The sequence below is a fragment of the Halolamina sediminis genome (assembly GCF_001282785.1).
In the GTDB taxonomy this organism is placed as follows: domain Archaea; phylum Halobacteriota; class Halobacteria; order Halobacteriales; family Haloferacaceae; genus Halolamina; species Halolamina sediminis.
Genome location: NZ_CVUA01000001.1, coordinates 26572 through 52099 on the forward strand (window position 1 = coordinate 26572; position 25528 = coordinate 52099).

Here is a 25528-nt window from a genome sequence, read left to right on the forward strand (position 1 = left end):
GGCAGCATCAGTACTCGCCGTCGCAGTGGTCCGCGAGCCGGAGGTCCTTCTCGGTGATCCCGCCGGCGTCGTGGGTGGTAAAGCGCACCTCCACCTCGTCGTAGCGCAGAACGATCTCCGGGTGGTGGAACTCCTCCTCGGCGATGTCGGCCACGTCGTTCACGAACGTGACGGAGCTCGGATAGTCGTCGAACTCGTAGGTCCGGACGATCTCGTCGCCGTCGCGCTCCCAGTCCGCGGGCAGTCGTCGCTCTACGTCCTCGTGGTCGAGTGTCTCGGACATGACCGGAGAGTGGGGTTCTGCGGGGGAAAAGCTTCGGCCGGCTACTCGCCCGCGCGCTCGTCGGCCGCATCGGCGGGGGCGTCGACGTCGGCGGCGTCCGAGCGCGGGTCGAACAGCTCCATCGCCGTCTGGATGGTGGTCCAGTCGTCCTCGCCGGCGGCCTCGCGCAGGCTCTCGGTCGGCGGCGCGAGCAGCTGGGAGACCAGCGAGTCCGCGAGCGCCTCGACGGTCTCGCGCTGGTCGTCGTTCAGGTCGCCTTGGGCCTCGAGCTTGGTGATCGCGCGGTCGAGCTCGCGGGCCTTCATCCGTTCGGCGCCCTCGTACATGCCGCGGATCGCCTCGTCGGCGCGGGCACGCTTGAACGAGGAGAGCAGGCGGTCGTGCTCCCGGTCGATCATCGCCTCGACCTCCCGGGCGGCGGCGCGGCGATTCTCGTGAGCTGCCTCGGTCACTCGCTCCAGATCGTCGATGTCGTGGACGACGACGCTCTCGAGCTTGTCGGCCGCGGGGTCGATGTCCCGCGGGCGGGCGATGTCGACACAGACCGCGTCCGCGCCGTCGAGCTCCTCGGCGGTCAGTACCGGCTCGTCGGCACCGGTGGCGGCGACGACGACCGACGCTTCACGGACCGCGGCGGCGGCGTCGTGGAGCGGGACCGCCTCGGTGCCGACGCTCACGTCCTCGGCGACGTGTTCGGCATTGGGGAGCGTGCGGTTCGCGACGAGGAGTTCGTCGACGCCGGCGCCGTCGAACGCCCGCGCCGCGAGCGTCCCCATCTCGCCGGCGCCGAGCACCAGTGCGGTCGCGTCGTCGAGGTCGGCCTCGCGGCCGGCGAGCTCGACCGCGGCCGAGCCCATCGAGACGGTGCCCTCGTTGATCGCGGTCTCGGTCCGGGCGCGCTCGCCGACGTGGACCGCCTTCAGCAGCGCCTCCTCCAGCACGGGGCCGAGCGTGCCGTCCTCGCGGGCGCGTTCGATGGCGTCCTTCACCTGCCCGATGATCTGGTCCTCGCCCAGCACGAGCGACTCCAGCCCGCTGGCGACCCGCATCAGGTGGCGGATCGCGTCCTCGTGTTCGAGGCGGGTGACCGCCCCCTCACGGACCTCGGGCGCGAACGCCGACAGCGCCTCCTTGCCGTCAGCGGCGCTGTTGGTGACGACGTACGCCTCCGCACGGTTGCACGTGGCGAGCACGACGCTCTCGGAAACGCCCGGCCGGGCGGCGAGTCGCTGGGCCGCGGCGCTCTCGTCGTCGGGCGCCGCCGACTCCACCTCCTCGACGGTGGCGAGCGCGTGGGAGACGCTCACGCCAGTGATCACTCCGGTCACGGGTCTCTCGACGGGACTAACCCCGGTACTCGGTAAAAGGTTCCGGATACGGCGTGGGGGTCGGCCGAACGAGTTCGGTTCAGGGGACGAGGGTGACTCCCTCGACGTGATCCAACGCGTCGAGGTCGCCGGCCAGCGCCTCCTGCTCGACGCCGGCCTCGTAGTAGAACACGAGGTCGAACGTCCCCTCGCGGAGGAGCTGCTGGCACTCCCAGACGAACGCGTCGTCGGCGAGGGTCTTCCCCTGGAACTGGTTCGAGGCGAACTCCTCGGTGTCGTTACCGGCGTAGATGTAGCTCTCGCCCTTCCCGGCGTGGTCGGCGATCACGTCGTTGATCGCGACGGTGAGCTCGTGCATCTCCAGGTCCTCCTCGCCCGCGAGGCTCGTGTGGACGATACAGCCGACCAGTTCGATCTCGCCGGGTTCGAGGAGTCGTCTGGCCCGCTGGTAGAGGTCGTCGTCGACGGCGTCGGCCATGCTCGCACTCGGTTCGGCGGGGGTTTACCGGTGGCGGTTTCCCGCAGTTGCCGGCCGGAACTACGCGAAAGGGCTATGCCGCCGCCGCCGGAACTGTGGGTGATGCGAACCCGGTACGCCATCGCGGCGCTGCTGCTGATCCCGCTCGCGGACGCGATCATGCTGGTGTTCGTCGCCGGCGAGATCGGGGCGGTCCCGACCGTACTGCTCGTAGTGCTGACGGGGCTGATCGGCATGCTGCTGGTCCGCGCGGAGGGCCGCCACACGCTCGCCCGGATCCAACAGAAGGCCGCCCGCGGGGAGCCGCCGACGGACGAACTGCTCGACGGCGCGCTGCTGATCGCCGCCGGCGCGTTCCTGCTCACGCCCGGCGTCGTCACCGACGCGCTGGGGTTCCTGCTCACGATCCCCCCGACGCGCTACCCGATCCGAACCCTGCTCAAAAAGTACGTGGTCGTGCCGAAGCTCGACGAACGCACGGGCGGGTTCGTCACCGGTGGCGTCTGGACGAGCGGCTTCCCGAACGGCGGCGACGGCGGGCAGTTCGGCGGCGGCTCGTTCGGCGGCGATGGCGGGAACGACCCGTTCGACGGCGGGAACGCCGGCCCGTTCGACGAGACGGCAACCGAGCAGTCGGACGACGACGTGTACGACGTGGACCCGGACTCCTACCGGACGAAAGACGACGAGTGAGCCGGCGGAATCGGCCGCGGGCGCCGCGGTCGGCGAAGAGAAAGCCTTAACAGATACGCCGGCCAACGGAGAAATGCGCTCACCTGGGCCAATAGCTCAGTTAGGTTGAGCGCTCGGCTGATAACCGGGAGGTCCGCGGTTCAAATCCGCGTTGGCCCACCTACAACGTCCACGGTCTTTGGCCGTGGCGTGTTAGGGGCTGATTCCTCCCCAGCCACCTAACTTCGTTCCTACTTTCCTCGACAGAGACGTCTCTTTTTCGGGGCGCTTCGGCCGTACGTCTCGGGGACCGTATCGGTGCCTGGCCGATTGGATTTGTCGGTGGGTCGAAACTGGGCCGAAATTCACTCAGAACGGGACAACACCTTTGCATCGTCGTGTATATATGTACACAATTCCCATGGTGGTCGTGCGCATGCACCACGTTTTCGTGGTTGGCTCGCTGCCGTCGGCGTTTCCCGCGGTCGAATCGCTCCGCGAGCGCCTCCGCGATGCCGGCCTCGTGGTCAGTCATGCCGACTCGCCCGGCGACGCGGGCACACGCGTGGCGAACGAACCGGTCGACGTACTCGTCGTCGCTGCCGAAACGGACGGGGCGGCCGAGCTCGTCACAGTCGCCGACGACAACGACGTGCACTGTTGTGTCGTCGGCGACGACGTCGTACCGGGGGCCGATACCGTCGTCTCCCCGTCGGGACCCAGCCCGGTCACGAGGCTCATCGGCGTCGTTCACGAACTGGGAACGCAGACCAGTGACGGGCACGAACTCGGCGAGCCGGAAATGTCGGCACTCGATCGGGGGGCCGAGGGGACCCCGCCGTCGACCGCACGAGTGCTCGACGAGGCACCGGTGGGGATCACCGTGGCCGACGTGACACACCCCGATCAGCCGCTCGTCTACGTCAACGACCAGTTTGTCGAGCAGACCGGCTACGGCCGCGATATCGCGCTCGGCCGGAACTGTCGGTTCCTGCAGGGGCCGGCGACCGAGGCCGAGCCCGTGGCGCGGATGCGCGAGGCCATCGACGCCGGGGAGTCGGTCCGCGTCGAACTCCGGAACTACGACCGCGAGGGCGACATGTTCTGGCAGGAGGTGTCGCTGGCGCCAATTCGGGACGATAGCGGGACGGTGAGCCACTACGCCGGGTTCCAGAACGACATCACCCAACGGAAGCGCGCCGAACAGGCCGCCGAGCGACATCGCGCTGCGTTGGCCGAGGAGCGCGAGACGCTCCGGAACCTGCTGGACCGCCTCGACGGCCTCGTCGAACGGGTCACGGGCGCCGTAGTCGAGGCTGAAAACAGGCCGGGGCTCGGCGAGGCGGTCTGTTCGCAGCTGGGGTCGACCTACGCGGCCGCGTGGCTGGCACCGTACGATCCGGCCGCCGAGCAGGCCGACCCCGAGTGGAGCAGCGTCTCGACGCTCGGGACGGATCCTGCCGAGAGCCTCGGCTCGGTGTCGGTGGACCGCGACGCGCACGTCTCCGCGGACGGCGGAACGGCGGTCGCAGATGGCGTCGACGACGGTCAGCGGCCCGAACCGGCCCTCCTCGCGGAGGCAGTGGAGAACCGTACCGTCGCGATCGCCGAGGACGGGTGCTGGCACTCGGGCGTGAGTGACGTAGCGGCGGTCCCCGTCACGTACCGCGGGACGGTGTTCGGCCTGTTCTGTGTGTACACCGACGCCAAGACGTCGCTCGGGCGGGAGGAACGGGCGGTCCTGTCGGCTATCGGCCGGACTATCGGTATCGGGCTGAACGCCCTCGACAGCCAGAGTTCGCTCACGACCGACAGCGGTTTCGAGGTAGCGTTCACGGTCGACGCGTCGACGCTCCCGCTCGCGCGGTTGGCCGGACGGGCTGACTGCTCGCTCCGGCAGGCGGGGGTCGTTCCGGCGGACGACGGCCGGACGGTTCTCTGTACGGCAGCGGACGCGACGGCCGACGAACTCCGCGACGCCGCCGACGCCGTGTCGGGCGTCCGCTCGTGGACGTGTATCACCGAACGCGCCGAGAACCCCCTGTTCGCGTTCGTGTTGCGTGACCTGCCGTTGCTCGACGCCGTCGAGACACACGGCCTCCGACTCGCGGACCTGCAGATCGATGCCGCCGGGGTGACGATCGTCGCCCGCGGCACACAGGAGGCCACGGCTCGCTCCCTCGTCGAGGAGATCGAGGCGGAGTACGGCTCCGTCGACGTGCGTGGGTTCACGAGGCGGCCGGCCCGGGAGACGACGCTGACGGAGTTCGTCGGCGACGTGGAGGACCGGCTCACCGACCGCCAGCAGCGGGCGCTCACAACCGCGATCGCCGCCGGCTACTTCGAGTGGCCCCGCGAGACCGACGGCAACGAGCTCGCCGAGAGTTTCGGCGTTGCCCGCTCGACGTTCCACCAGCACCTTCGGGCCGCGCTCCGAAAGCTCCTGACGGCGTTCGACGACGCCGTAACGGGACGACCCTAACTGGTTGTGTACGAGGTTTACTAAGATACACCGCGGAACGTTAGGGTGTATCATGCCAAACCCAGGCACGGAGCAGATATGGTTGTGGCTCGGCACAGTCGGAATGTTCGTCGGGATGCTCTACTTCATCGCCCGCGGCTGGGGCGAGACCGACGAGCGCAGACAGGAGTTCTACATCGTGACCATATTCATCACGGCGATCGCGTTCGTGAACTATCTCGCGATGGCGTTGGGGTTCGGCTTGACCACGGTGACCATCGCGGGCGAGGAACTCCCCATCTACTGGGCACGGTACACTGACTGGTTCTTCACGACGCCGCTGTTGCTGCTCGACCTCGGCCTGCTCGCCGGGGCGACCCGGAACGAACTGTCCAGCCTCGTCGGCCTCGACATGCTGATGATCGGCACCGGCGCCGTCGCCACCCTCTCGGCGGGGGCGGGCGCGTTCAGCGTCGGCGCGCGCCGACTGATCTGGTGGGGCGTGAGCACGGGCTTCCTGCTCGTTCTGCTGTACATGCTGTACGGCACGCTGGACGACCGCGTCGACGAACTCGGCGGCGACGTACGCTCGACGTTCGAGACGCTCCGGACGCTCATCGTGGTCATCTGGCTGGTCTACCCGGTCTGGTGGCTGGTGGGCACGGAGGGGCTGGACATCGTCGGCATCAACATCGAGACGGCGGGGTTCATGGTGCTCGACCTGACCGCGAAGGTCGGCTTCGGCTACATCCTGCTGTCCAGTCGGAAAGCCCTCGACGCCGTGAGTTCGAGCAGCGAAGCGAGCGCCGAACCGGCCGACTGACCGGTCGGCGCCTGCGGCACCAGTCGAACTCGACGGGGGTCCAACGGCCCCCGATCCGCGGCCACTCCCCCATCCAATGACCGGCCTCACCTATCCTCAGTTCCACGCGGCGTTCGTGCTCCCGGCAGTGCTCACACTCCTCGCGGCGACGACGGTATCGCGCCGTCACGCCCCCGGACGGACCGTCTGGGTCAGCGGCGCGAGCCGGACGTACTGGCTCGACGTGGCGCTGCTGGTGGTGCTGGCGGTCGTCTACACGACGCCGTGGGACAACTTCCTCATCGCACAGGGAGTCTGGGGGTACGGGCCCGGGCGGATCCTCGCCCGGATCGGCTACGCGCCGGTCTCGGAGTACGCCTTCTTCGGCGCCCAGACGGTCCTGACCGCGCTGTGGCTTTCGCATCTGCGGATGGACCCTCCCGACGGCGTCGGGGAGCGAACTCAGCGACGCCGCCACGGCGAACGCGTGTTCGGGGTCGTCCTCGCGGGCGCACTGGGCGCGCTGGGGCTGTGGTGGCTCGGGAGCGACTCGACGTTCTATCTCGGCGCGATCGTCGCGTGGGCGGCGCCGGTGCTCGCGCTCCAGTGGGCCGTCGGCGCCCCGGCGCTGCTCGACCGCCGGCGGACCGTTCTGCTGGGGGTCGGAGTGCCGTCACTGTACCTCTCGATCGCCGACCGGATCGCAATCGGGCAGGGCGTCTGGGAGCTCTCCGCGACGTACACGACCGGCGTGACCCCCGCCGGCCTTCCGGTCGAGGAGGCGCTGTTCTTCGTCGTGACGAACGTGTTCGTTGTCCAAGGGTTGGTGCTGGCCCGCTGGGTGCGTGACGAATGGGCGTGAACAGCCGCGAGGACGCCACGTGGTCGGGGAGTGACGCGTCGGCGACGGAGCGGGCCCAACAGTTCGAGACCGTCGTCGGCCGCCCGGTCAGGCTGCTGTTTCTCGCGCTGACTGGCGTCGGCGCGCTGGTCGCCGCGACCGGGCTCTCGCTGCCGACGTGGGCGCGGTACCTCCCGCTAGCGCTGACGGTCGTGCTGTTCGGCCTCCCACACGGGGCGATCGACCATTTCGTCCCCGCACGGCTCGGGGCCGCGGTGCCGATCGACTCCGCCCGGCGGAGTGCTGTGGCGGTGGGGCTGCTCTACCTCCTGCTCGGGGGTGGCTACGCGCTCGTGTGGCTGGCGGCGCCGCGACTGGCGGCGCTGTCCTTCGTGGGGCTGACGTGGTTCCACTGGGGACAGGGCGACGTCTGGACGCTACGCCGGGTGTTCGGCGCCGATCACCTCCGCGCTCGCTGGCTCCGGGCGGCGACGCTCGCCGTCCGTGGCGGGCTACCGATGCTGGTGCCGCTGCTGGCGTTCCCGGAGCGCTACCGGGCGGTGCTGTCGGCGTGGGTCGCGCTGTTCGCGGCGCCGCTGGACCTCCCGTGGCTGTTCGCACCGCGGACGCGTCTCGCGCTCGGCGCCGGGTTCGCGATCTACTGTGTCGGCACGCTTGGGGCGGGGCGACTGGCCGTCGACGGGCCGGGCGGTCGGCAGGGGTGGCGCGTCGACGCCGCCGAGGTCGGCCTGCTCTGGGCGTTCTTCCTGCTCGTCCCGCCGCTGGTGGCGGTGGGGCTGTACTTCGCCTGCTGGCACGCGCTCCGGCACGTGGCCCGACTGGTGCTGCTGGCGCCCGATCGGGAGCCGCCGAGGGAGTCGGTCGCGTTCGCGGTGTGGCTCTGGGGGGCGGTCCGGCGCTTCGCTCGCGAGGCTGCGCCGCTGACGGCGCTGTCGCTCGTCCTCCTCGGGGGGTTCGGCACGGTCGTTCCCGCGACGGTCGAGAACCTCCCGGAGTACGCGGCGCTGTACCTGGTGTTCGTCGCGGTCGTGACGCTGCCCCACGTCGTGGTCGTGACGTTGATGGACCACGCGGAGGGGGTGTGGACCGACGACCGACCGAGTGACGGGGGCTGAGTTACGGCCTACTCCACCCGCACCGTCCGGTCCTCGCGAACGGGCGACAGCGGCAGTTCCGGGAACGTCACCTCGACGACGAATCGGAGTTCGTCCTCGTCGGCGCCGAAGACGGGCGCCGGCACCGTCTCCGAGTCGCCGAGATACGTCTCGGTGCCGGTCATCTCGGTCCCGTTGACCGTCACCCGGATGCCGACGCGGGCGCCGCCGCCGAGGTTCCGGACCGTCAGCTCACACATCTCGTTCTCGCCAGTCGCGATCGTCTCGGGGAACGCCCCCCAATCGACCGAGATCCGGGGCAGGTCACGGGCCGCGTCGGCGACGCGCTCGGCGACACTGTCGGAGAGCCCCGCGTTCGTGAGTTTCGCGGCGCCGGCGTCGACCAGCTCCGCGGGCGCGGCGTAGCCCGCGTCGGCCAGCGACTCCGCGCGCCCGGCGCCGACGCCCTCGATCGCGGTGAGCCCCACTGCCTCGCGCGGCACGCCGTGTTCGACGCGGGCCTCCATCCGGCGCACGAGGTTCGCAGCCCGCGGGCCCGCAAAGGCCGCGGCGAACTCCCGCAGCGCGGCGATCAGGCGGAGCGCGTTCTGCCGGATGATCCACGCGTCCGAGCGGAGGTCACTCGGCGTGCGGCCGTCGGTCGCGGCGTGGAGGATCGCGAGCACCTTGCGGTTGCCGTTCTCGAGGTCGGTCTCGACACCCGCGCCGTCGAGCGCGCGGTCGATCGCCTCGGTCTCGGACTGGCGGGCCGAGACGGAGTCGAACTCCCCCGCGGCGGCGACGGCCTCCAGCACGTCGTCGCCGGTCAGGCGCTCGCGCTCGCAGGCCTCGCGGAAGCGTTCGGCCGTGTCGAGGCGGAGGTAGTAGTTCGAGGCCAGCCGGCCGAGCGTCGTCGCCTCGACGCCGAGCTCGTCGTCGGTCTCGACGAACCCCGAGTCCACGAGGCTCTCGACGGTCTCGCGCACGCGCTCGCGGAGGTTCTCGAAGTCGTACTCCTCGGGCTCTGACTTCGCCCGGACGTAGTAGAACGTCGTCTCGACCCACGACATCACGTCGTCGAGCCCCTGTATCGTCCCCATCGCGACCTCGGCGTTGAGGTGGGTCTCGATGTCGCCCGCGAGCATCGACTCGATCTCTTTCCCCTCCCGCAGCAGGGTGCGGTACTTGTCGGCGTCGTCGGCGTCGCAGATCACCCAGCCGTAGCCAACGTCGTCGTAGCCCGGCCGGCCGGCGCGGCCGAGCATCTGGAGCACGTCCAGCGGCGAGATGTCGACCTCGCCCTCCAGCGGGTCGTGGTACTTCGTGTCGCGGATGACGACACAGCGGGCGGGGAGGTTCACGCCCCACGCGAGCGTGGAGGTGGAGAACAGCAGTTGGATCTTCCCCTCCTTGAACCACTGCTCGACGAGGTTCTTGTCGTTCCGGGAGAGGCCGGCGTGGTGGAACGCGACGCCGTCGACGACGGAGTGGCGCAGCGTCTCGTTCTCGACCTCCTTGGCGGCGGTGTGGAAGTCGTAGTCGCCGCGGGAGCCCATCTCGATATCCCAGTCGGTGACCTCGTCGCGGGCCTTCTCAGCGGCGCGGACGGTGTCCTGCCGGGAGGAGACGAACACGAGCGACTGGCCCGCCTCGCGGATGTGTGGCTTCGCGAGGTCGAGCGCGCGGTAGAGCCGGCGGTACTTGTCCGCGAAGGAGTTCTCGCCGTGGCTGTACGTCTTCACGCCGGTCTCGAGGTCGACCGGGCGGTACTCGTCGCCGAACGCGAACGTGTTCGCCGGCGGCGCGTCGAGCCACTCCGCCACGTCCTCGACGTTGGGCATCGTCGCCGAGAGCGCGATAATTCGGGGTTCACAGAGCCGACGGAGCCGCGAGACGGTGACTTCGAGCACGGAGCCGCGCTTCTCGGAGTCGAGCAGGTGGACCTCGTCGATCACACAGCAGTCCACGTCGGTGATAAACCCGTAGCGGGCGGAGTCGTGTTTCCGCGTCGCGGAGTCGGTCTTCTCCGGCGTCATCACGAGGATGTCCGCGCGTTCCGCGCGGCGCGGGTCGAGGTCACGCTCGCCAGTGACGACGTACACCGAGTAGCCAAGCTCCTCGAAGCGGTCCCACTCGGCCTCCTTCTCGTTGGTCAGCGCCCGCATCGGCGCGATGAACAGGGCGGTGCCGCCCTCCTTCAGGGTCTTACAGATCGCCAGCTCCGCGAGCGCCGTCTTCCCGGAGGCGGTCGGCGCGCTCGCGACGACGTTCTCGTCGGTGTCGAGCAGGGCGGGCAGCGCCTCCCGCTGCATCGCGTTGAACTCCTCGAACGCGAACGCCTCGGCGAACTCGGGGACGACGTCGGCGACGCGGGCCGTGGCGTCGGAGCGCTGAGACACTACTCGGAGTCGGGACGGCCACGGAGAAAGAGGTTTCCTTCGCGCGGGGGGCGAGGTCGTGAGCCCGCACCCGCGGTATGCCGACTACAGCGCTAATCCGCCGTCGCCACGTCCGCTGCACGGCGCATCATCCCCTCGCTCGTCGCGTACTTGAAGTAGACCGCCAGCCCCAGCGCGGCGGCGACGTTCGACCCCGTCACCGCCCAGAAGATGGCGTCCATCCCCCAGCCGAGGCCCGGGGCGATCGAGAGACCGAACGCGCCGACGCCCAGCCCGACGGGCAGGGCGAGCACCGCGATCGGGAGCCGGATCCCCCAGTACTTCACGAGGTCGACGATCAGGCTGGTCTTGGTCCGGCGGGCGCCGTTGAGCCCCGCGAGCAGCATGTACGTGGCGCCGATGGCCCAGTAGCCGTACGCGAGGATCTCGAGGTAGCGGACCGCGTACGCCTGTCCCTGTTCGGAGATGTCGGGGACGAACACCTGCGTGAGCAGCTCGGGGACCAACAGTTGGACGACGCCAATCACCGCGAGCGCGACGGCGGCGATCCCGACGCCGATCCACGTCGCCCGCCGGGCGCGGTCGGGGCGGTCAGCGCCGAGGTTCTGCCCGACGACGCTCTGGCCGGCCTGCTGGAGCCCCTGTGCGGGGACGAACGCGATGGTCGCGATCCGGGCGCCGACGGTGTACGCCGCCAGCCCCGCGGCGCCGCCGACGACCGTGACGATCGCGACGACGACCAGCCGGACCGACTGGGAAGCCAGCCGCTGGCCCGCCGAGGGGAGGCCGATGTCGACCATCTCCCGGAACTCGTCGAGATCGAACCCCACGTCCGCGAGCGACAGCGAGATCGAGCCGTGGTCGCCGGCGAGCCAGTAGAGCCCCAGCACCATCGACATCGTGTAGCCGAGCACGGTCGCGAGGGCCGCGCCCGCGACGCCGAGTTCGGGGAACACCCAGACCCCGAAGATCAGCAGCGGGTCGAGCACGAGGTTGCCGCCGATCGCGAGGAAGTTGAGGTACATCGCCGTCTTGGAGTCCCCCGCACCGACGAAGCCCATCTCCACGGTATCGCTGACGGAAGTGAACGGAAAGAGGAGCATGTACGCCGAGAGGTACGCCGCGGCCTGTGGCGCCACGTCGGGCCCGGCGCCGAGCAGGCGGACCAGCGGCCCCGCGTTGGGCGCGACCAGCAGCGTGATGACCGCGCCGGAGACCAGCGCCAGCGCGATCCCGTGGAACACCGCCTTCCGCGCGTCCGATCGGTTCTCGCCGCCGATCCGCTGGGAGACGAGCACCTGTGTCCCGACCATCGCCGCCATCAGCGGCACCATCACCAGCGCCATGATCGGCTGGTTCAGCCCGACAGCACCGACCGCACCGTCGCCGAGGCGGCCGAGCCAGAACACGTCGGCCGCGGAGTTGGCCACCTGCACGAGGTTCTGAGCCACCAGCGGCGCCGCGAGGACGAGCAGTGCACGAGAGAGTCGGCCCTCGGTGATGTCGCCGGGGTCGAGATCGAACATCCAGTATCGTACCCACATTAAGCAGGGGGAACAAATACCCATCGGAGCGGAAACAAAGTGGCAGGGCGGTCGAACGAACCGCACGCTTTTCACGAGTGCGACCCCAGTACCGGCTATGAGCAGCCGCAGGCGGAAGCCCGACTGGCTCAAGAGCCAGCCGCCGACCGGGCAACGGTTCACCGACATCAAGCAGACGCTCCGGGACCGGGACCTCCACACCGTCTGCGAGGAAGCGAACTGCCCCAACATGGGCGAGTGCTGGTCCGGCCGGGACGGCCCGGGCACGGGCCCCGGCACCGCGACGTTCATGCTGATGGGCGAGCGCTGTTCGCGGGGCTGTAACTTCTGTGACGTGGCCACCGGCGGGATGGAGCCGCTGGACCCCGACGAGCCCGAAAACGTCGCCGAGGCCGTCGGCGAGATCGGGCTGGACTACGTCGTCCTCACCTCCGTCGACCGCGACGACCTCGACGACGGCGGCGCCGCCCACTTCGCGGAGACGATCCGGGAGTGCAAGCAGCGCAACCCCGGCACGCTCGTCGAAGTCCTCATCCCGGACTTCGGCGGCGACGAGGACGCGGTCCGGCAGATCATCGACGCCGAACCGGACGTGATCGCCCACAACGTCGAGACCGTCGAACGCCTCCAGTGGCCGGTCCGGGACCGCCGCGCGAACTACGAGCAGACCCTCGACGTGCTCGAACAGGTCGACTGCGAGTCCGACATCTACACGAAGACCAGCCTGATGCTCGGGCTCGGGGAGTACGACCACGAGATCTACCGGACGCTCTCGGATCTGCGGCAGGTCGGCGTCGACGTGGTGACGTTCGGGCAGTACCTCCAGCCCTCCCGTTCCCACCTTGACGTGTTCGAGTACGTCCACCCCGACGCGTTCGAGACGTGGCGGCAGGTCGCCGAGGAGGAACTCGGCTTCCTCTACTGTGCCTCGGGCCCGATGGTGCGCTCCTCCTACAAGGCGGGGGAGCTGTTCGTGGACGCGCTCGTTCGCGACGGGAAAAGCCCCGAGCAGGCGCGGGAGGAGGCACGAGCAGCGGCGGGCGACTAGCCAATCACGGCTCGCGACCTGTCGCGCGTTCCCTCGTGCGACCGCGGAGCTTGCTGTCGGGACTGTTTGGATACCCCAGTCGCGGCTTGTGACCAGTCGTCGACGACCCCGCCTCAGTCCTTCCCAAACGTTCGTCCAGTTTCTCGCGTGACACCGGCCATCGGTCGACGGGAACCGCGGTATTCGGGGGTCGAAATGGGAAAACGTGAGAATATGCCAGTCCTTCTCGGAAGAACACAACTACGGGCGGGGGATTTCTGCCCATAATAAACCTTTTACGAAAGCACTATACCCCCGGCGAGGGAAAATCCGCCCTATGGAGAGGAGGGTCAAGCCGTGAGTACGATACAGCGCGATCCCGAGAACCGGGTACAGGTGCTCGACGAGGACGGCAACCTCGTGGGCGAGCCCCCGGAGATCGACGAGGAGACGATGCTGGACATCTACCGGGACATGAAGCTCGCCCGGCACTTCGACGAGCGGGCGGTCAGCCTCCAGCGACAGGGGCGGATGGGGACGTATCCGCCGCTGTCGGGACAGGAGGGCGCCCAGATCGGCTCGGCGTACGCGCTGGCCGAGGACGACTGGATGGTGCCGTCCTACCGCGAACACGGGGCCGCAGTCGTGCGGGGCCTGCCGCTGAAGCAGACGCTACTGTACTGGATGGGGTACGAGGCGGGCAACGACGTGCCCGAGGACACGAACATCCTCCCCGTCGCGGTCCCCATCGCGAGCCAGATCCCCCACGCGGCGGGGCTGGCGTGGTCTTGGAAGCTGCAGGGCCACGACGACACTGCGGGTATCTGCTACTTCGGCGACGGCGCCACTAGCGAGGGTGACTTCCACGAGGGGCTGAACTTCGCCGGCGTCTACGACGTGCCGATGGTGTTCTTCTGTAACAACAACCAGTGGGCGATCTCGGTGCCCCGCGAGAAGCAGACCGCCTCCGAGACGCTCGCCCAGAAGGCTGACGCCTACGGCTTCGAGGGCGTGCAGGTCGACGGGATGGACCCGCTGGCCGTCTACAAGGTCACGCAGGACGCCCTCGAGAAGGCCCGGGACCCCGACGAGGACCAGCTCCGGCCGACGATGATCGAGGCGGTGCAGTACCGCTTCGGCGCCCACACCACCGCGGACGACCCGACGGTGTACCGCGACGACGAGGAGGTCGAACGCTGGAAAGCCAAGGACCCGATCCCGCGGCTGGAGGCGTACCTCCGGAGCGAGGACGTCCTCGACGACGAGAAAGTCGCCGAGGTCGAGGAGACCGTCGAGCAGCGGGTCTCCGACGCGATCGACGAGGCGGAGTCCGAGCCCCGGCCCGAGCCGGAGGAGATGTTCGAACACGCCTACGCTGACCTCCCGCCGGCGCTGCAGGAACAGCGCGAGGAGTTCGTCGCGGCAGTCGATCGACACGGCAAGGACGCGTTCCTGGAGGAAGAATGAGCGAGACACAGAACCTCACGCTGGTGCAGGCGGTACGGGACGGTCTCGCGACCGAGATGGAACTCGACGACGACGTGGTCGCGCTCGGGCAGGACATCGGGAAGAACGGTGGCGTGTTCCGGGCCACGCAGGGCCTGCAGGAGGAGTTCGGCGAGCAACGCGTCGTCGACACGCCGCTGGCGGAGTCGGGGATCATCGGCAGCGCTCTCGGCCTCGCGACCGGCGGGATGAAGCCGGTGCCGGAGATCCAGTTCTCCGGGTTCATGTACCCCGGGTTCGACCAGATCGTCTCTCACATGGCGCGCTACCGGACCCGGACACGGAGCCGGTTCTCGCTGCCGATGGTGCTGCGAGCCCCCTACGGCGGCGGCATCCGTGCGCCCGAGAGCCACTCGGACTCGAAGGAGACGTTCTACGCCCACGAGGCGGGGCTGAAAGTGGTGATGCCCTCGACGCCGTACGACACGAAGGGGCTGCTGATCTCGGCGATCCGCGACCCCGACCCCGTCGTCTTCCTCGAACCCAAGCTCATCTACCGCGCGTTCCGCGAGGAGGTGCCCGAGGAGGACTACGAGGTGCCGATCGGCGAGGCCGCCGTCCGCCGCGAGGGCTCGGACGTGTCGGTGTTCACCTACGGCGCGATGACCCGGCCGACGTTGGAGGCCGCGGAGAACCTCGCCGACGAAGGGATCGATGCCGAGGTCGTCGACCTGCGGACGGTGTCGCCGATGGACCGCGAATCCATCGTCGAGTCGTTCAAGAAGACCGGCCGCGGGGTCGTCGTCCACGAGGCGCCCAAGTCGGGCGGCCTCGCCGGCGAGATCACCGCGCTCCTACAGGAGGAGGCACTCGTCTATCAGGAGGCACCGATCAAGCGCGTCACCGGGTTCGACGTCCCCGTCCCGCTGTACGCGATGGAGGACTACTACCTGCCCAACGCCGCGAGAGTGGAAGACGGTATCCGTGAGGCGGTGGAGTTCTAACCGATGACTGTCAAAGAGTTCAAGCTACCCGACGTCGGCGAAGGCGTCGCCGAGGGGGAGTTGGTCTCCTGGCAGGTGTCGCCGGGCGACACCGTCAGCGAGGGCGACATCGTCGCCGAGGTCGAGACGGACAAGGCGCTGGTCGAGGTGCCCTCCCGATACGACGGCACCGTGCAGGAGCTGTTCGCCGAGGAGGGCGAGATGGTGCCCGTCGGCGACGTGATCATCTCCTTCGACGTCGACGACGGCGTCGAATCGGGCGACGCCGAGGCCGAGGCGCCCGATACCGAGGGTGAGCCCGGCGAGTCGACCGACGAGGCGAAGACCGACACCGAGGAGGCCGCGACGGCGGAGACGCCCGACGGTCGCGTGTTCGCGCCGCCGTCGGCCCGGAAGCTGGCCCGCGAACTCGGCGTCGAAATCACCGACGTCGAGGGCAGCGGCCCCGGCGGCCGCATCAGCGAGGAGGACGTCCGGTCCTACCACGAGGCCGCCGAGACACACGACGAAACCGCCGACGAGACGCCCGTCACGCCCGGCGAGGAGGAAGCACCGACGCCGTCGAGCGGCGCCGGCGCGAGCGGAACCGTGAGCGCGAGCGACAGCCCCGAAGCGATGCGGGAGACGACGCTCGCGACGCCCGCGACCCGCGCGCTCGCGAAGGAGCTCGGCGTCGACCTCGACACCGTGCCGACCGAGAAGACCCGCGACGGCGAGGCGTACGTCGAGAAGGAAGACGTGCGCGCGTTCGCTGAACGGGAGGAGGAAGAAGCCGGCACCGAGGCGGGCGAGTCCGCCACCGCCGAGCCCGCCCGCGAGGAGACGGTCCCCTACCGCGGCGTTCGTCGGACGATCGGCGAGCAGATGGCGACCTCGAAGTACACCGCGCCCCACGTCAGCCACCACGACACCGCGGAGATCGACGAGCTCGTCGAGACCCGCGAGGAGCTGAAGCAGACCGCCGAGGAGAAGGGCGTCCGCCTGACGTACATGGCGTTCGTCCTCAAGGCGGTCGTGGCCGGGCTGAAGGAGTACCCGATCCTCAACTCCGAACTCGACGAGGAGGAGGGGGTCATCCGCCTGAAGAACTACTACAACATCGGCATCGCCGTCGCGACCGACGCCGGGCTGATGGTGCCGGTCGTGAAGAACGTCGACGAGAAGGGGCTGCTGGAGATCGCCGACGAGGTACAGGAGTTGGCGACGAAGGCCCGCGAGCGCACGATCTCGCCCCAGGAGATGCAGGGCGGGACGTTCTCGATCACGAACTTCGGCGCCTTCGGCGGCGAGTACGCCACGCCGATCATCAACTACCCCGAGACCGCGATCCTCGGCCTCGGCGCCATCGAGCAGCGCCCGGTCGTCGAGGACGGCGAGGTCGTGGCGGCGCACACGCTGCCGCTCTCGCTGGCTATCGACCACCGGGTCATCGACGGCGCCGAAGCCGCGAAGTTCACGAACACCGTGAAGGAATACTTGGCCGAGCCGACGAAACTACTACTCTAACAATGGTTGTCGGAGACGTTACGACGGGAACGGAGGTACTGGTGATCGGCGCGGGGCCGGGCGGCTACGTCGCCGCCATCCGCGCCGCACAGAACGGACTGGACACGACGCTGGTCGATCGGGACGCCTACGGGGGGACCTGCCTCAACTACGGCTGCATCCCCTCGAAGGCGCTGATCAGCGCGACGGACGTGGCCCACGACGCCGGTAACGCGACGGAGATGGGCGTCCACGCCGATCCCGTCATCCACACCGACGAGATGCAGGAGTGGAAGGAGGGTGTCGTCGACCAGCTCACCGGCGGCGTCGAGAAGCTCTGTAAGGCCAACGGCGTCAACCTGATCGAGGGCGAAGCGACGTTCGTCGACGACTCCACCGCCCGGATCGCCCACGGCGGCGACGGGCAGGGCTCGGAGTCGATCGAGTTCGAGCACGCGATCGTCGCGACCGGTTCGCGGCCGATCCAGGTGCCCGGCTTCGAGTTCGAACACGAGCCGGTCTGGTCCTCGCGGGACGCACTCGACGTGGAGGAGCCCCCGGAGGAGCTGCTCGTCGTCGGCGCAGGCTACATCGGGATGGAGCTCTCGACGGTGTTCGCGAAGATGGGCGTCGACGTGACCGTCGTGGAGATGCTCGACGGGATCCTCCCCGGCTACGAGGACGACGTGAGCCGGGCGGTCAAGAAACGTGCCGACGAGCTCGGCATCGAGTTCAACTTCGGCGAGGCCGCGAGCGAGTGGGAGGAGACCGGCGAAGGTGTCGTCGTCACCACCGAGAACGAGGACGGCGAGGAGTCCACCTACGACGCCGAGAAGGTGCTCGTCGCGGTCGGCCGCCAGCCCGTCTCCGACAGCCTCGATCCCGAAGCTGCGGGCATCGAGGTGGGGGACAACGGGTTCATCCACACCGACAATCAGGCCCGCACCAACGTCGACAACATCTTCGCGGTCGGCGACGTGGCCGGCGAGCCGATGCTGGCGCACAAGGCGAGCAAGGAGGGCATCGTCGCGGCCGAGGTGATCGCCGGCGAGCCCGCCGCGCTCGACCAGCAGGCGATCCCGGCGGCCGTGTTCACGGACCCCGAGATCGCGACCGTGGGGATGACCGAGGAGGAGGCCGAGGAGGCCGGCTTCGAGCCCAAAGTCGGGGAGTTCCCGTTCCGCGCCTCCGGCCGCGCGCTCTCGACCGGCGAGAGCGAGGGGTTCGTCCGCATCGTCGCCGAGGCGGAGGCCGGCTTCGTCCTCGGCGCCCAGATCGTCGGCCCCGAAGCCAGTGAACTGATCGCCGAGTGCGCGCTCGCGATCGAGATGGGCGCGACCCTCGAAGACGTGGCGTCGACGGTCCACACCCACCCGACGCTCGCGGAGGCCGTGATGGAGGCCGCCGAGAACGCCGACGATCAGGCGATCCACACGCTGAACCGGTAGCGACTCGCTGCCGGCGTTCTTCGACCAGTTTCCGACGTTCGCGGGGAGAATCGAACCGGCCCATGGGGCCGCCAGCCGCAGGTCTTTCCGGCTGGAGCATGTTTCGAACCGTAATGAGCGACGAACACGGGAGCTTCTCCGAGATCCGTCAGTCGGTCGACGGCCACTCGATGAAGGGGCTCCTGCGCTACTGCATCCCCTACTGGCGGCGCCTGACCGTGGGCACCGTCGCCGCGTTCGTGGTACGGTTGTCACGGCTGATCCCGCCGCTGCTGGTCGGGGTCGCGATCGATCGCGTGATCCGGAACGGGACAGGCGAGGGAGGCCTGCTGGTCACCGCCGGCCTGATCCCCTCGGGACAGATCAGCGGGCAAGCCGCTCGGCTAGCGTTCCTCGAACAACTGGTGATTATCGCCGGCGCGGCGTACGTCGTCCGGTCGCTGGCCCGGTTCGCGTCGCGGTACCTGTTCATGTCCACCGCACAGAAGGTCCAGCGGGATCTGCGGAACGACACCTACGACCACATCCAGCGGCTCTCGCTGGGTTTCTTCGCCTCACATCAGACCGGCGCGATGATGTCCGTACTGAACCAGGACGTGAACCGGCTGGAGCAGTTCCTCAACACCGAGATCCGGCAGGCGATCCGCGTCGTCGCGACCGTCGGCGGCATCGCGGCGATCATGTTCTGGTACTCCCCGAAGGTGGCGGTGATCGCCCTAGCACCGGTGCCGATCATCGGCCTCGCCTCGGGGCAGTTCCTGACGTGGATCGAGCCGAAGTACCGCGGGATCCGCGAGACGGTGTCGCGGCTGAACTCCCGGCTGGAGAACAACCTCGGCGGCGCGCGGGTGATCAAGACGTTCAACCGCTACGACTTCGAGCTCGACCGCGTCTCCGACCAGAGCGAGGTGTACCACGACGAGAAGGTCGGCGCAATCAAGATCCGCCGAGCGTTCTTCTCCGGGCTCCGGGTCGTCACTGGGTTGGTGTTCGTCGCGATGCTGTGGGTCGTCGGCAGCGACATCATCACCGGCTCCTCAAGCGCGCTGGAGGCGGGCGTCGTCGCGACCTTTTTCATGCTGCTGCGCCGGCTGTACGCGCCGATGCGCCGCGTCGGGAAGACCGCGAACAAGTACCAGCTCGCGAAATCCTCCTCCGAGCGCGTGTTCGGGATCCTCGGCCACGAGCCCGAAGTGACGACGCCCGAGGACGCCTACGTGCCCGAAAACGTCGAGGGGCACGTCGAGTTCGACGACGTGACGTTCGGCTACGAGGAGGACGAGACGATCCTGAACGGGATCGACCTCGACGTCGAGGCCGGAGAGACCGTCGGCCTCGCCGGCACCACGGGCGCAGGGAAGTCGACGCTGCTGAAGCTGCTGCCGCGGTTCTACGATGTGGACGACGGCGCGGTGCGCGTCGACGGCGTCGACGTGTGCGAGTGGGACCTGCCCGCCCTCCGCGAGCACGTGGGGATCGTCGAACAGAACCCCTACATGTTCTCGGGGACCGCCGAGGAGAACATCGCCTACGGCGACCTCTCGGTGCTCTCCGGCGACGACGGCGAGGTGAGCGAGGCGGTCGTCGAGGCCGCCAAGGCCGCGGAGGCCCACGAGTTCATCACCGACCTCCCGGAGGGGTACGACACCGAGATCGGCGAGCGCGGCGTGAAGCTCTCGGGCGGGCAGCGCCAGCGGCTGGCGATCGCCCGCGCGCTGCTGAACGATCCGGAGATCGTCATTCTGGACGAGGCGACCTCCGACGTGGACACCGAGACCGAGGAGCAGATCCAGCAGAGCCTCGACCGGCTGACCGAGGACCGGACCGCGTTCGTGATCGCCCACCGGCTGTCGACGATCAAGGACGCCGACCGGATCGTGGTGATGGAGCACGGACAGGTCGCCGAGAGCGGAAGCCACGACGAGCTGCTGCGGGAGGACGGCGACTACGCGAACCTCTGGGCGATGCAGGCCGGCGGCTCGGCGAACGTGGCGAGCGCTGACGATTAATCCGGTTTCGAGCTTTCGTTTTTCAGGGGGCGGTTGGAAGCAGCGGGGCGTTTCGCCGAAAGTGCTGGAACGGAACATCCGACAGGAACCGAACAGCAGCTTGATCGTTGGACACTGGAACAACGACGACAACCGTAACAGCATCTCGATGCTTGGCACCTTGCGACCGCTGTGCGCCGGGCATGAAGCCCGGCGCAGCACCGTGTCCCCACCCCTCCCCCCGCGAGCGCCAAGGTGGCGCTCGCGAGGCGTCCACCGCCTCCGCACCGCTGCCGGCGGTGGCGCGCGACGTGAGCAGGGCGAGACCGAAGGTCTCGCTGGCCGTGCGGGCGACGCGTGGGTCGCCCGCACGACGCCTCCATGCGCGAACGAGCGCGCGAGGGACGACTGACCGAGCGCCAGCGAGGGAGGGAGTCGGCTGGGGAGGTCTGTGGGCTGTGCGGGGCGGTGCGGTCACAAGGTGCCAACGATCGAGCTGCTGTTGCCGTCGCGGAAGTCGCAGTCGCGGAAGTCGCAGTCACGGAAGTCACCGAATCCACCCCCAAAGCCACCGGCACGAAATACCCTACCAAAAACATCACACAGCCCACATACAGCAGGAACCACCCAGTACCGGCCTTCCCCGTTCGGAACCGCTTTGACCCCCAGCACACAACCACCACCCGAATGAAGGTCTTCGGCTCCAGCGGCACCCGGGGGGTCGCCGGCGAACAGCTCACCGCCGAGTTCGTTCTCCGGGTCGCCAAGGCTGCCGGCACCGTCTGGGACGCCGACCGCGCAGCGATCGCCCACGACACGCGAACCACCGGCGAACTGTTCGCCAACGCCGCCGACGCCGGCCTCACCGCCGTGGGCGTCGACGCCGACCGCCTCGGCGTGCTCCCCACGCCCGCGGCCGTCCGCTACGCCGAAGTAGAGGAGGTCCCGGCCGTCGTCGTCACCGCCTCGCACAACCCCCCGGAGTACAACGGGATCAAGCTCGTCGGCGCCGACGGCGTCGAGCTCCCCGTCGCCGAGCTCGAACGCGTCGAGGACTGCCTGCTCGGCGAGACGTTCGAGGAGGCCGGCTGGGACGGCACCGGAACCTCCCGACCCATCGACGGGGTCGCCGACGACTACGTCGACGACCTGCTCGCGAACGTGGACCGCGAAGCGATCGCCGACGGCGAGCTCACCGTGGCGCTCGACCCCGGCCACGGCGCGGGCGCGCTCACCAGCCCCGAGTTCTTCCGCCGGCTGGGCTGTGACGTGGTGACCGTCAACGGCCAGCCCGACGGCCACTTCCCCGGTCGCGACCCCGAGCCCGTCCCGGAGAACCTCGACGACCTCGGCCGGCTCGTCCGGGCGAGCGACGCCGACGTGGGGATCGCCCACGACGGCGACGCCGACCGCGCGATCTTCTTCGACGAGGCGGGCGAGTACATCGAGGGCGACGCTTCCCTCGCGGCGCTGGCAGCCGAAGCCCTGGGGCCGGGTGACGCCACCGTCGCCGCGGTGAACGTCTCCCAACGGCTCGTCGACGTCTGCGACGAGGTGGGCGCCGACCTCGAACTCACACCGATCGGCGCGACGAACATCATCACACGAATTCAGGAGCTCGAAGCCGAGGGGCGCCGGGTCCCGATCTCGGGCGAGGGCAACGGCGGGATCTTCTTCCCCGACTTCCGGCTGGTCCGGGACGGCGCGTTCATCGCCGCGAAGTTCCTCGAACTGCTCGCGACCAGCGGCGACAGCCCGAGCGAGGTCGTCGCACCCTACACCGCCTACGAGAACGTCCGCCGAAATCTCTCCTACGAGACGGAGTCCGAACTCAGCGCGATGCTCGACGCCGCCGAGCGCTACGCCGAAGCGGCCGACGTGGAAGCGAGCACCGTCGACGGCTACCGGCTCGACTACGGCGACGCGTGGGTGCTGGTCCGGCCCTCCGGCACCGAGCCCAAGGTCCGCATCTACGCCGAAGCTCGCGAACACGAGCGCGCGATCGAACTCGTCGACGCCGTCGAGGACGAACTCGCGGCGGCGGTCGCGGACTGAGCAGCCGTCGATCGCGGACCGTTCTCAGTTCTCCAATGCATCCTCCAGCCGCTCGCGCTCCTCGCGGAGCCGTTCGGCTTCGGACTCGATCTCGCCGTTCCGGAGCGCTTCACGCTGTTGCTCGGTGAGTTCTGTCTCGGCGACGACTGCGTTCCGCAGCCGGTCGTAGTCGTCCCGCCGGGCGAGATCCCGCAGTTGGCGGGCCAGCGCGACCGGCTCCTCGTCGGCGAAGCGGCCGACGACCGACACCAGTTCGCTCGCGAGGTAGCGCAGTTCCTCGGCCGCCGGCGGCGAGCCCACCGTCAGCGGCTCGCTGCCGATGCGGTCGAGGTAGGTGCGATGGACCGGGACGGTGGTCTCGAACGCCGTCGGGTCCTCGACGTAGTGGGAGAGCTTCGACCCCGAGTACTCCGCGTAGGAGAGCAGCGTCGACAGCGGCTCCTCGCCCGCAGGGTGGGTTCGCACGTAGTCGAGCAGGTCGGCCGGGGGGCGCTGGTAGTCGATCAGCGGATAGTGTTTCGTGGTCTCGATCAGTTCGAGTAGCTCCCGGACCGGCGCCTTCCGCACGTACGCCTCGAACGCCTCGCGGACGGCCGTGTCGTAGCGCTCGATCGGGTCGGTCAGCTCCTCGGTCGGCGCCGAGAGGTCCGCGTCGCCCAGCGGCCGGAGCTCGGCGAGCTCGTCCAGCCGGCGCTCGATCGCCGACAGCCGCTCGGTCACGGCACGCTCGGCGTCGTCGACGCGCTGCTGGGCGGCCTCGCGGCGGTCGAGCAGGTCGGCGATCTCGCTGGCCTCGCTGATCGCCTCGCGGGCGCGCCGGAAGTCGCTCTCGGAGATCGTACGCTGGTCGACCGCCTCGTTGGCTTCCTCGAACCCCTCACGTTCGGGGAGCTCCTCGGGGAGCCCCTCGACCAGTTCGGCGAACTGGCTCTGGAACTCCAGATACGCCTCGAAGTCGCCCGTGCCGGTCGCCGAGTCCTCGTAGCGGTCGAACAGCCGGGTCGCCTCGCGCACCGCATCGGCGACGGACTGGACCGACTGCTCGCCGTAGCGTTCGATCTCGGCGGCGATCTCCTGCCGTTCCTCGCGGGCCTCGCGGAGTTCGTCGAGCAGGTCGTCGGCGCTCGGCTCCGCGGGGATCGGCTCGTCTGCGACGCTCATTCGTAGGCGTCGTCCGGGTCGAACACCCGTTCGCCGGTCGTCTCGACCTGCACGGTCTCAGCCTCGTCGTCGGCCTCCGCGACCGAGCGGTGGAAGCAGGAGCGGTGGCCGGTGTGGCAGGCGCCGCCGTCCTGTTCGACCTCGTACAGCAGGGTGTCGGCGTCGCAGTCGATCCGGACGTCCACCACTGACTGGGTGTTGCCGCTGGTCGCGCCTTTCTCCCAGAGCTCGTCCCGGGAGCGGGAGTAGTAGTGGGCGCGGCCGGTGTCGACGGTGCGTCTGAGCGCCTCGGGGGAGACGTACGCGAGCATCAACACCTCGCCGGAGTCGGCGTCCTGTGCCACCGCGGGGACCAGCCCGTCGTCGCCGAAGTCGATATCGACCGCCGAGAGGTCGGCCATACGCCACGGTTGGCCCTCGGAGGTAAAGAGTGCGCGGCCGACGCCCACAGAGTCTTGACGATGGCCCCGAACCCTGGAGTGTGACGGACGATCGATCGGACCCCGTGCGGACCCGACCGGAGCTCGGCAACAGCCTCGACGACCGGATCCTCGCGTTCAGCCAGCAGCTCATCCGCTACACCGAGGTCGTCGCCGCCGTTGTGCTGGGGATACTGTTCGCGATCGGCGTGTTCGATCTCGCGCTCCAGATCGTCCAGAGCGCCGCCTCGGGCTCGATCACCGATCCGCTGGTGGTCGTCGGCTTCATCGACACGGCGCTGTTGCTGTTGATCATCGTCGAGGTGTACCACACCGTCGTCGCCTACACGCAGGAGTCCGATACCCGCCGGATCGTCCGGCTCGTGCTCTACACCGGCGTGATCGCGATGGTTCGGAAGGCGATCATCTTCCGGACCGGCGAGTACGCCACCGAGATGGGCGCACTGCTGGCCGCGTCGGCGTACACGCTGCTCATTCTCGGGCTCGCCGCGCTGCTCGTGGTCGAGCGGCGCCGGTGATCAGGCGAGCCCGACCGCGGTCAACAGCCCGTACAGGAGGTCGCCGTACGTCAGCCCGAGCAGCAGGCCGACGAACATCGGAACGAGGAACGGCAGCCCCGGCGAGAGCCACACCTCCTCCTCCCGGGTGACGGTCTCCAGCCCCCCACGGAGCGTCTCGGCGTCGGTACCGTACGCCGAACCGTCGAGCTCGTCGAGGAAGCGCTCGGCGGCCCACGGGTCGTCGTACGCCGCGTCGGTATCGACTTCGTCGCTCCCCGTCGCGTCCCCGTGTTCGACGGCGCTCTCGTCGACGGCGCCGTCGGTCGGATCGAACGTCTCGCCGACGCTCTCGGGGTCGCGGGAGCGGGCGGGCGCCGCGCGCAGTTCCGCGAGCGCGAGCCCGCGCCAGCGCAGGTACATCCGGAGTGCGTCCACGTCCACCCCCGAGCGAGTGAATCCCGACTGGTTCTCGAACAGTCGGCCGTGGTGGGACAGGAGATCATCGACCCGCACGACCCGGGCGAGGAACATCGCCGGCCCGATTCGGCCCGCGAGCGCGTTCCGGGCCGCCAGCGCGAGCGGGAACAGCACGCCGACGAGCACGGTGTTGGTCAGCACCGTCAGCGAGAACACGCCGACGAGGGTCGGTTCGGCCGGGAGCACTGGCGGGAGGGAGACGCCGAACAGCGTCCCCGGCAGGTAGTACGCGGGGTAGGTCGGGAAGAGGACGGCCAGCGCCATCAACGCCTTCGCGTCGGCGCCGCCGAAGCCGCCGATCCGCCAGAAGACGTACGACAGCGGGACGACCAGTCCGACGCTCACCGCGATGCGGAACAGTTCGAGGCGGGCGTAGCGGCCGGTAAACGGCGCCGCTCGCACCAGATCGAGAGCCAACAGGACCGCGCCGAGGCCGCCGAGGACGTACCAGACCCAGTTGGGGACCCGGCGGGTGCGGATGTCCCGTAGCGCGGCCCAGCCCAGCAGCGGCACCGCGAGCAGGCGCACGAGGTCGCCCGGCGAAGCGAGGGTCCCCAGCGAGTCCAGCATACCC

The 25528-nt window shown here is 69.2% G+C and carries 21 protein-coding genes and 1 tRNA gene; 14 read left to right on the forward strand and 8 right to left on the reverse strand.

Annotated elements, in window-relative coordinates; all coding sequences use genetic code 11:
* Positions 1-7 precede the first annotated feature (7 nt).
* The 3 genes from BN1959_RS00175 to BN1959_RS00185 form a co-directional block, all read right to left on the reverse strand.
* Positions 8-283, reverse strand: coding sequence for a 4a-hydroxytetrahydrobiopterin dehydratase (locus BN1959_RS00175; protein ID WP_053946717.1), 276 nt, complete (start codon positions 281-283; stop codon positions 8-10).
* A 41-nt stretch (positions 284-324) separates the two neighbouring features.
* Entirely contained in the window at positions 325-1611 is a 1287-nt protein-coding gene (gene hemA, locus BN1959_RS00180) for a glutamyl-tRNA reductase (protein WP_053946718.1), read from the reverse strand.
* A gap of 79 nt (positions 1612-1690) precedes the next feature.
* Positions 1691-2089: a DUF5778 family protein gene (locus tag BN1959_RS00185; RefSeq protein WP_053946719.1), complete on the reverse strand. Its 399-nt coding sequence runs from the start codon at positions 2087-2089 to the stop codon at positions 1691-1693.
* A 102-nt stretch (positions 2090-2191) separates the two neighbouring features.
* Between BN1959_RS00185 and BN1959_RS00190 the strand changes: the two genes are divergently transcribed.
* The 6 genes from BN1959_RS00190 to BN1959_RS00215 all read left to right on the forward strand — a co-directional run bounded on the left by BN1959_RS00190 (position 2192) and on the right by BN1959_RS00215 (position 8001).
* The gene (locus BN1959_RS00190) at positions 2192-2782 is read left to right on the forward strand and encodes an FxsA family protein (protein ID WP_053946720.1); all 591 of its coding nucleotides are present in this window, start codon (positions 2192-2194) and stop codon (positions 2780-2782) included.
* A gap of 85 nt (positions 2783-2867) precedes the next feature.
* Positions 2868-2941, forward strand: a tRNA-Ile gene (locus BN1959_RS00195).
* Positions 2942-3197: 256 nt separating this feature from the next.
* The gene (locus tag BN1959_RS00200) at positions 3198-5243 is read left to right on the forward strand and encodes a bacterio-opsin activator domain-containing protein (RefSeq protein WP_161803736.1); all 2046 of its coding nucleotides are present in this window, start codon (positions 3198-3200) and stop codon (positions 5241-5243) included.
* 52 nt (positions 5244-5295) lie between these two features.
* The gene (locus BN1959_RS00205; RefSeq protein WP_079978568.1) at positions 5296-6045 is read left to right on the forward strand and encodes a bacteriorhodopsin; all 750 of its coding nucleotides are present in this window, start codon (positions 5296-5298) and stop codon (positions 6043-6045) included.
* A 76-nt stretch (positions 6046-6121) separates the two neighbouring features.
* Positions 6122-6886 carry a lycopene cyclase domain-containing protein gene (locus BN1959_RS00210; RefSeq protein WP_053946723.1) on the forward strand — a complete coding sequence of 255 codons (765 nt, stop codon included), beginning with the start codon at positions 6122-6124 and terminating at the stop codon, positions 6884-6886.
* Positions 6877-8001 carry a Brp/Blh family beta-carotene 15,15'-dioxygenase gene (locus tag BN1959_RS00215; protein ID WP_053946724.1) on the forward strand — a complete coding sequence of 375 codons (1125 nt, stop codon included), beginning with the start codon at positions 6877-6879 and terminating at the stop codon, positions 7999-8001. Before BN1959_RS00210 ends, BN1959_RS00215 begins: the two co-directional genes overlap by 10 nt.
* 8 nt (positions 8002-8009) lie before the next feature.
* On the opposite strand, the gene BN1959_RS00220 is transcribed toward BN1959_RS00215, so the two are convergent.
* Positions 8010-10379, reverse strand: a complete 2370-nt coding sequence (locus BN1959_RS00220) for a DEAD/DEAH box helicase (protein WP_053946725.1) — start codon at positions 10377-10379, stop codon at positions 8010-8012.
* Between the two features lie 92 nt (positions 10380-10471).
* On the reverse strand, positions 10472-11905 hold the full coding sequence (locus BN1959_RS00225; RefSeq protein WP_053946726.1) for an MATE family efflux transporter: 1434 nt from the start codon (positions 11903-11905) through the stop codon (positions 10472-10474).
* Between the two features lie 115 nt (positions 11906-12020).
* Here BN1959_RS00225 and lipA point away from each other — a divergent pair, with 115 nt between their 5' ends.
* From lipA to glmM, 7 genes are all read left to right on the forward strand, one after another.
* Positions 12021-12971, forward strand: coding sequence for a lipoyl synthase (gene lipA / locus BN1959_RS00230; protein WP_053946727.1), 951 nt, complete (start codon positions 12021-12023; stop codon positions 12969-12971).
* A 336-nt stretch (positions 12972-13307) separates the two neighbouring features.
* Complete coding sequence (gene pdhA, locus BN1959_RS00235; protein WP_053946728.1) at positions 13308-14417, forward strand: pyruvate dehydrogenase (acetyl-transferring) E1 component subunit alpha; 1110 nt, start codon at positions 13308-13310, stop codon at positions 14415-14417.
* Entirely contained in the window at positions 14414-15400 is a 987-nt protein-coding gene (locus tag BN1959_RS00240) for an alpha-ketoacid dehydrogenase subunit beta (protein ID WP_053946729.1), read from the forward strand. The genes pdhA and BN1959_RS00240 overlap by 4 nt, the downstream gene beginning before the upstream one ends.
* Positions 15401-15403: 3 nt before the next feature.
* Positions 15404-16906, forward strand: a complete 1503-nt coding sequence (locus tag BN1959_RS00245; RefSeq protein ID WP_053946730.1) for a 2-oxo acid dehydrogenase subunit E2 — start codon at positions 15404-15406, stop codon at positions 16904-16906.
* Positions 16907-16908: 2 nt separating this feature from the next.
* Positions 16909-18333, forward strand: coding sequence for a dihydrolipoyl dehydrogenase (lpdA, locus tag BN1959_RS00250; protein ID WP_053946731.1), 1425 nt, complete (start codon positions 16909-16911; stop codon positions 18331-18333).
* 113 nt (positions 18334-18446) lie between these two features.
* The gene (locus BN1959_RS00255) at positions 18447-20342 is read left to right on the forward strand and encodes an ABC transporter ATP-binding protein (protein WP_053946732.1); all 1896 of its coding nucleotides are present in this window, start codon (positions 18447-18449) and stop codon (positions 20340-20342) included.
* Positions 20343-21008: 666 nt separating this feature from the next.
* The gene (glmM, locus tag BN1959_RS00260) at positions 21009-22376 is read left to right on the forward strand and encodes a phosphoglucosamine mutase (protein ID WP_053946733.1); all 1368 of its coding nucleotides are present in this window, start codon (positions 21009-21011) and stop codon (positions 22374-22376) included.
* 24 nt (positions 22377-22400) lie between these two features.
* Here glmM and BN1959_RS00265 read toward each other — a convergent pair whose 3' ends face one another.
* Positions 22401-23537: a DUF7118 family protein gene (locus BN1959_RS00265; RefSeq protein ID WP_053946734.1), complete on the reverse strand. Its 1137-nt coding sequence runs from the start codon at positions 23535-23537 to the stop codon at positions 22401-22403.
* Entirely contained in the window at positions 23534-23938 is a 405-nt protein-coding gene (hisI, locus tag BN1959_RS00270) for a phosphoribosyl-AMP cyclohydrolase (protein WP_053946735.1), read from the reverse strand. Before hisI ends, BN1959_RS00265 begins: the two co-directional genes overlap by 4 nt.
* Positions 23939-24018: 80 nt before the next feature.
* Between hisI and BN1959_RS00275 the strand changes: the two genes are divergently transcribed.
* Positions 24019-24495 carry a phosphate-starvation-inducible PsiE family protein gene (locus BN1959_RS00275; RefSeq protein WP_053946736.1) on the forward strand — a complete coding sequence of 159 codons (477 nt, stop codon included), beginning with the start codon at positions 24019-24021 and terminating at the stop codon, positions 24493-24495.
* On the opposite strand, the gene BN1959_RS00280 is transcribed toward BN1959_RS00275, so the two are convergent.
* Positions 24496-25521 (reverse strand): A24 family peptidase, encoded by a 1026-nt coding sequence (locus BN1959_RS00280; RefSeq protein ID WP_154018297.1) that lies wholly within the window; start codon positions 25519-25521, stop codon positions 24496-24498.
* Positions 25522-25528 lie beyond the last annotated feature (7 nt).

What these genes read in the sequence shown, in the direction of transcription:
- BN1959_RS00175 (WP_053946717.1), bottom strand. Translation starts at nt 283, where the DNA reads ATGTCCGAGACACTCGACCACGAGGACGTAGAGCGACGACTGCCCGCG.
- BN1959_RS00185 (WP_053946719.1), bottom strand. Translation starts at nt 2,089, where the DNA reads ATGGCCGACGCCGTCGACGACGACCTCTACCAGCGGGCCAGACGACTC.
- BN1959_RS00190 (WP_053946720.1), top strand. Translation starts at nt 2,192, where the DNA reads ATGCGAACCCGGTACGCCATCGCGGCGCTGCTGCTGATCCCGCTCGCG.
- BN1959_RS00200 (WP_161803736.1), top strand. Translation starts at nt 3,198, where the DNA reads ATGCACCACGTTTTCGTGGTTGGCTCGCTGCCGTCGGCGTTTCCCGCG.
- BN1959_RS00205 (WP_079978568.1), top strand. Translation starts at nt 5,296, where the DNA reads ATGCCAAACCCAGGCACGGAGCAGATATGGTTGTGGCTCGGCACAGTC.
- BN1959_RS00210 (WP_053946723.1), top strand. Translation starts at nt 6,122, where the DNA reads ATGACCGGCCTCACCTATCCTCAGTTCCACGCGGCGTTCGTGCTCCCG.
- BN1959_RS00215 (WP_053946724.1), top strand. Translation starts at nt 6,877, where the DNA reads ATGGGCGTGAACAGCCGCGAGGACGCCACGTGGTCGGGGAGTGACGCG.
- BN1959_RS00225 (WP_053946726.1), bottom strand. Translation starts at nt 11,905, where the DNA reads ATGTTCGATCTCGACCCCGGCGACATCACCGAGGGCCGACTCTCTCGT.
- lipA (WP_053946727.1), top strand. Translation starts at nt 12,021, where the DNA reads ATGAGCAGCCGCAGGCGGAAGCCCGACTGGCTCAAGAGCCAGCCGCCG.
- BN1959_RS00240 (WP_053946729.1), top strand. Translation starts at nt 14,414, where the DNA reads ATGAGCGAGACACAGAACCTCACGCTGGTGCAGGCGGTACGGGACGGT.
- BN1959_RS00245 (WP_053946730.1), top strand. Translation starts at nt 15,404, where the DNA reads ATGACTGTCAAAGAGTTCAAGCTACCCGACGTCGGCGAAGGCGTCGCC.
- lpdA (WP_053946731.1), top strand. Translation starts at nt 16,909, where the DNA reads ATGGTTGTCGGAGACGTTACGACGGGAACGGAGGTACTGGTGATCGGC.
- BN1959_RS00255 (WP_053946732.1), top strand. Translation starts at nt 18,447, where the DNA reads ATGAGCGACGAACACGGGAGCTTCTCCGAGATCCGTCAGTCGGTCGAC.
- glmM (WP_053946733.1), top strand. Translation starts at nt 21,009, where the DNA reads ATGAAGGTCTTCGGCTCCAGCGGCACCCGGGGGGTCGCCGGCGAACAG.
- BN1959_RS00265 (WP_053946734.1), bottom strand. Translation starts at nt 23,537, where the DNA reads ATGAGCGTCGCAGACGAGCCGATCCCCGCGGAGCCGAGCGCCGACGAC.
- hisI (WP_053946735.1), bottom strand. Translation starts at nt 23,938, where the DNA reads ATGGCCGACCTCTCGGCGGTCGATATCGACTTCGGCGACGACGGGCTG.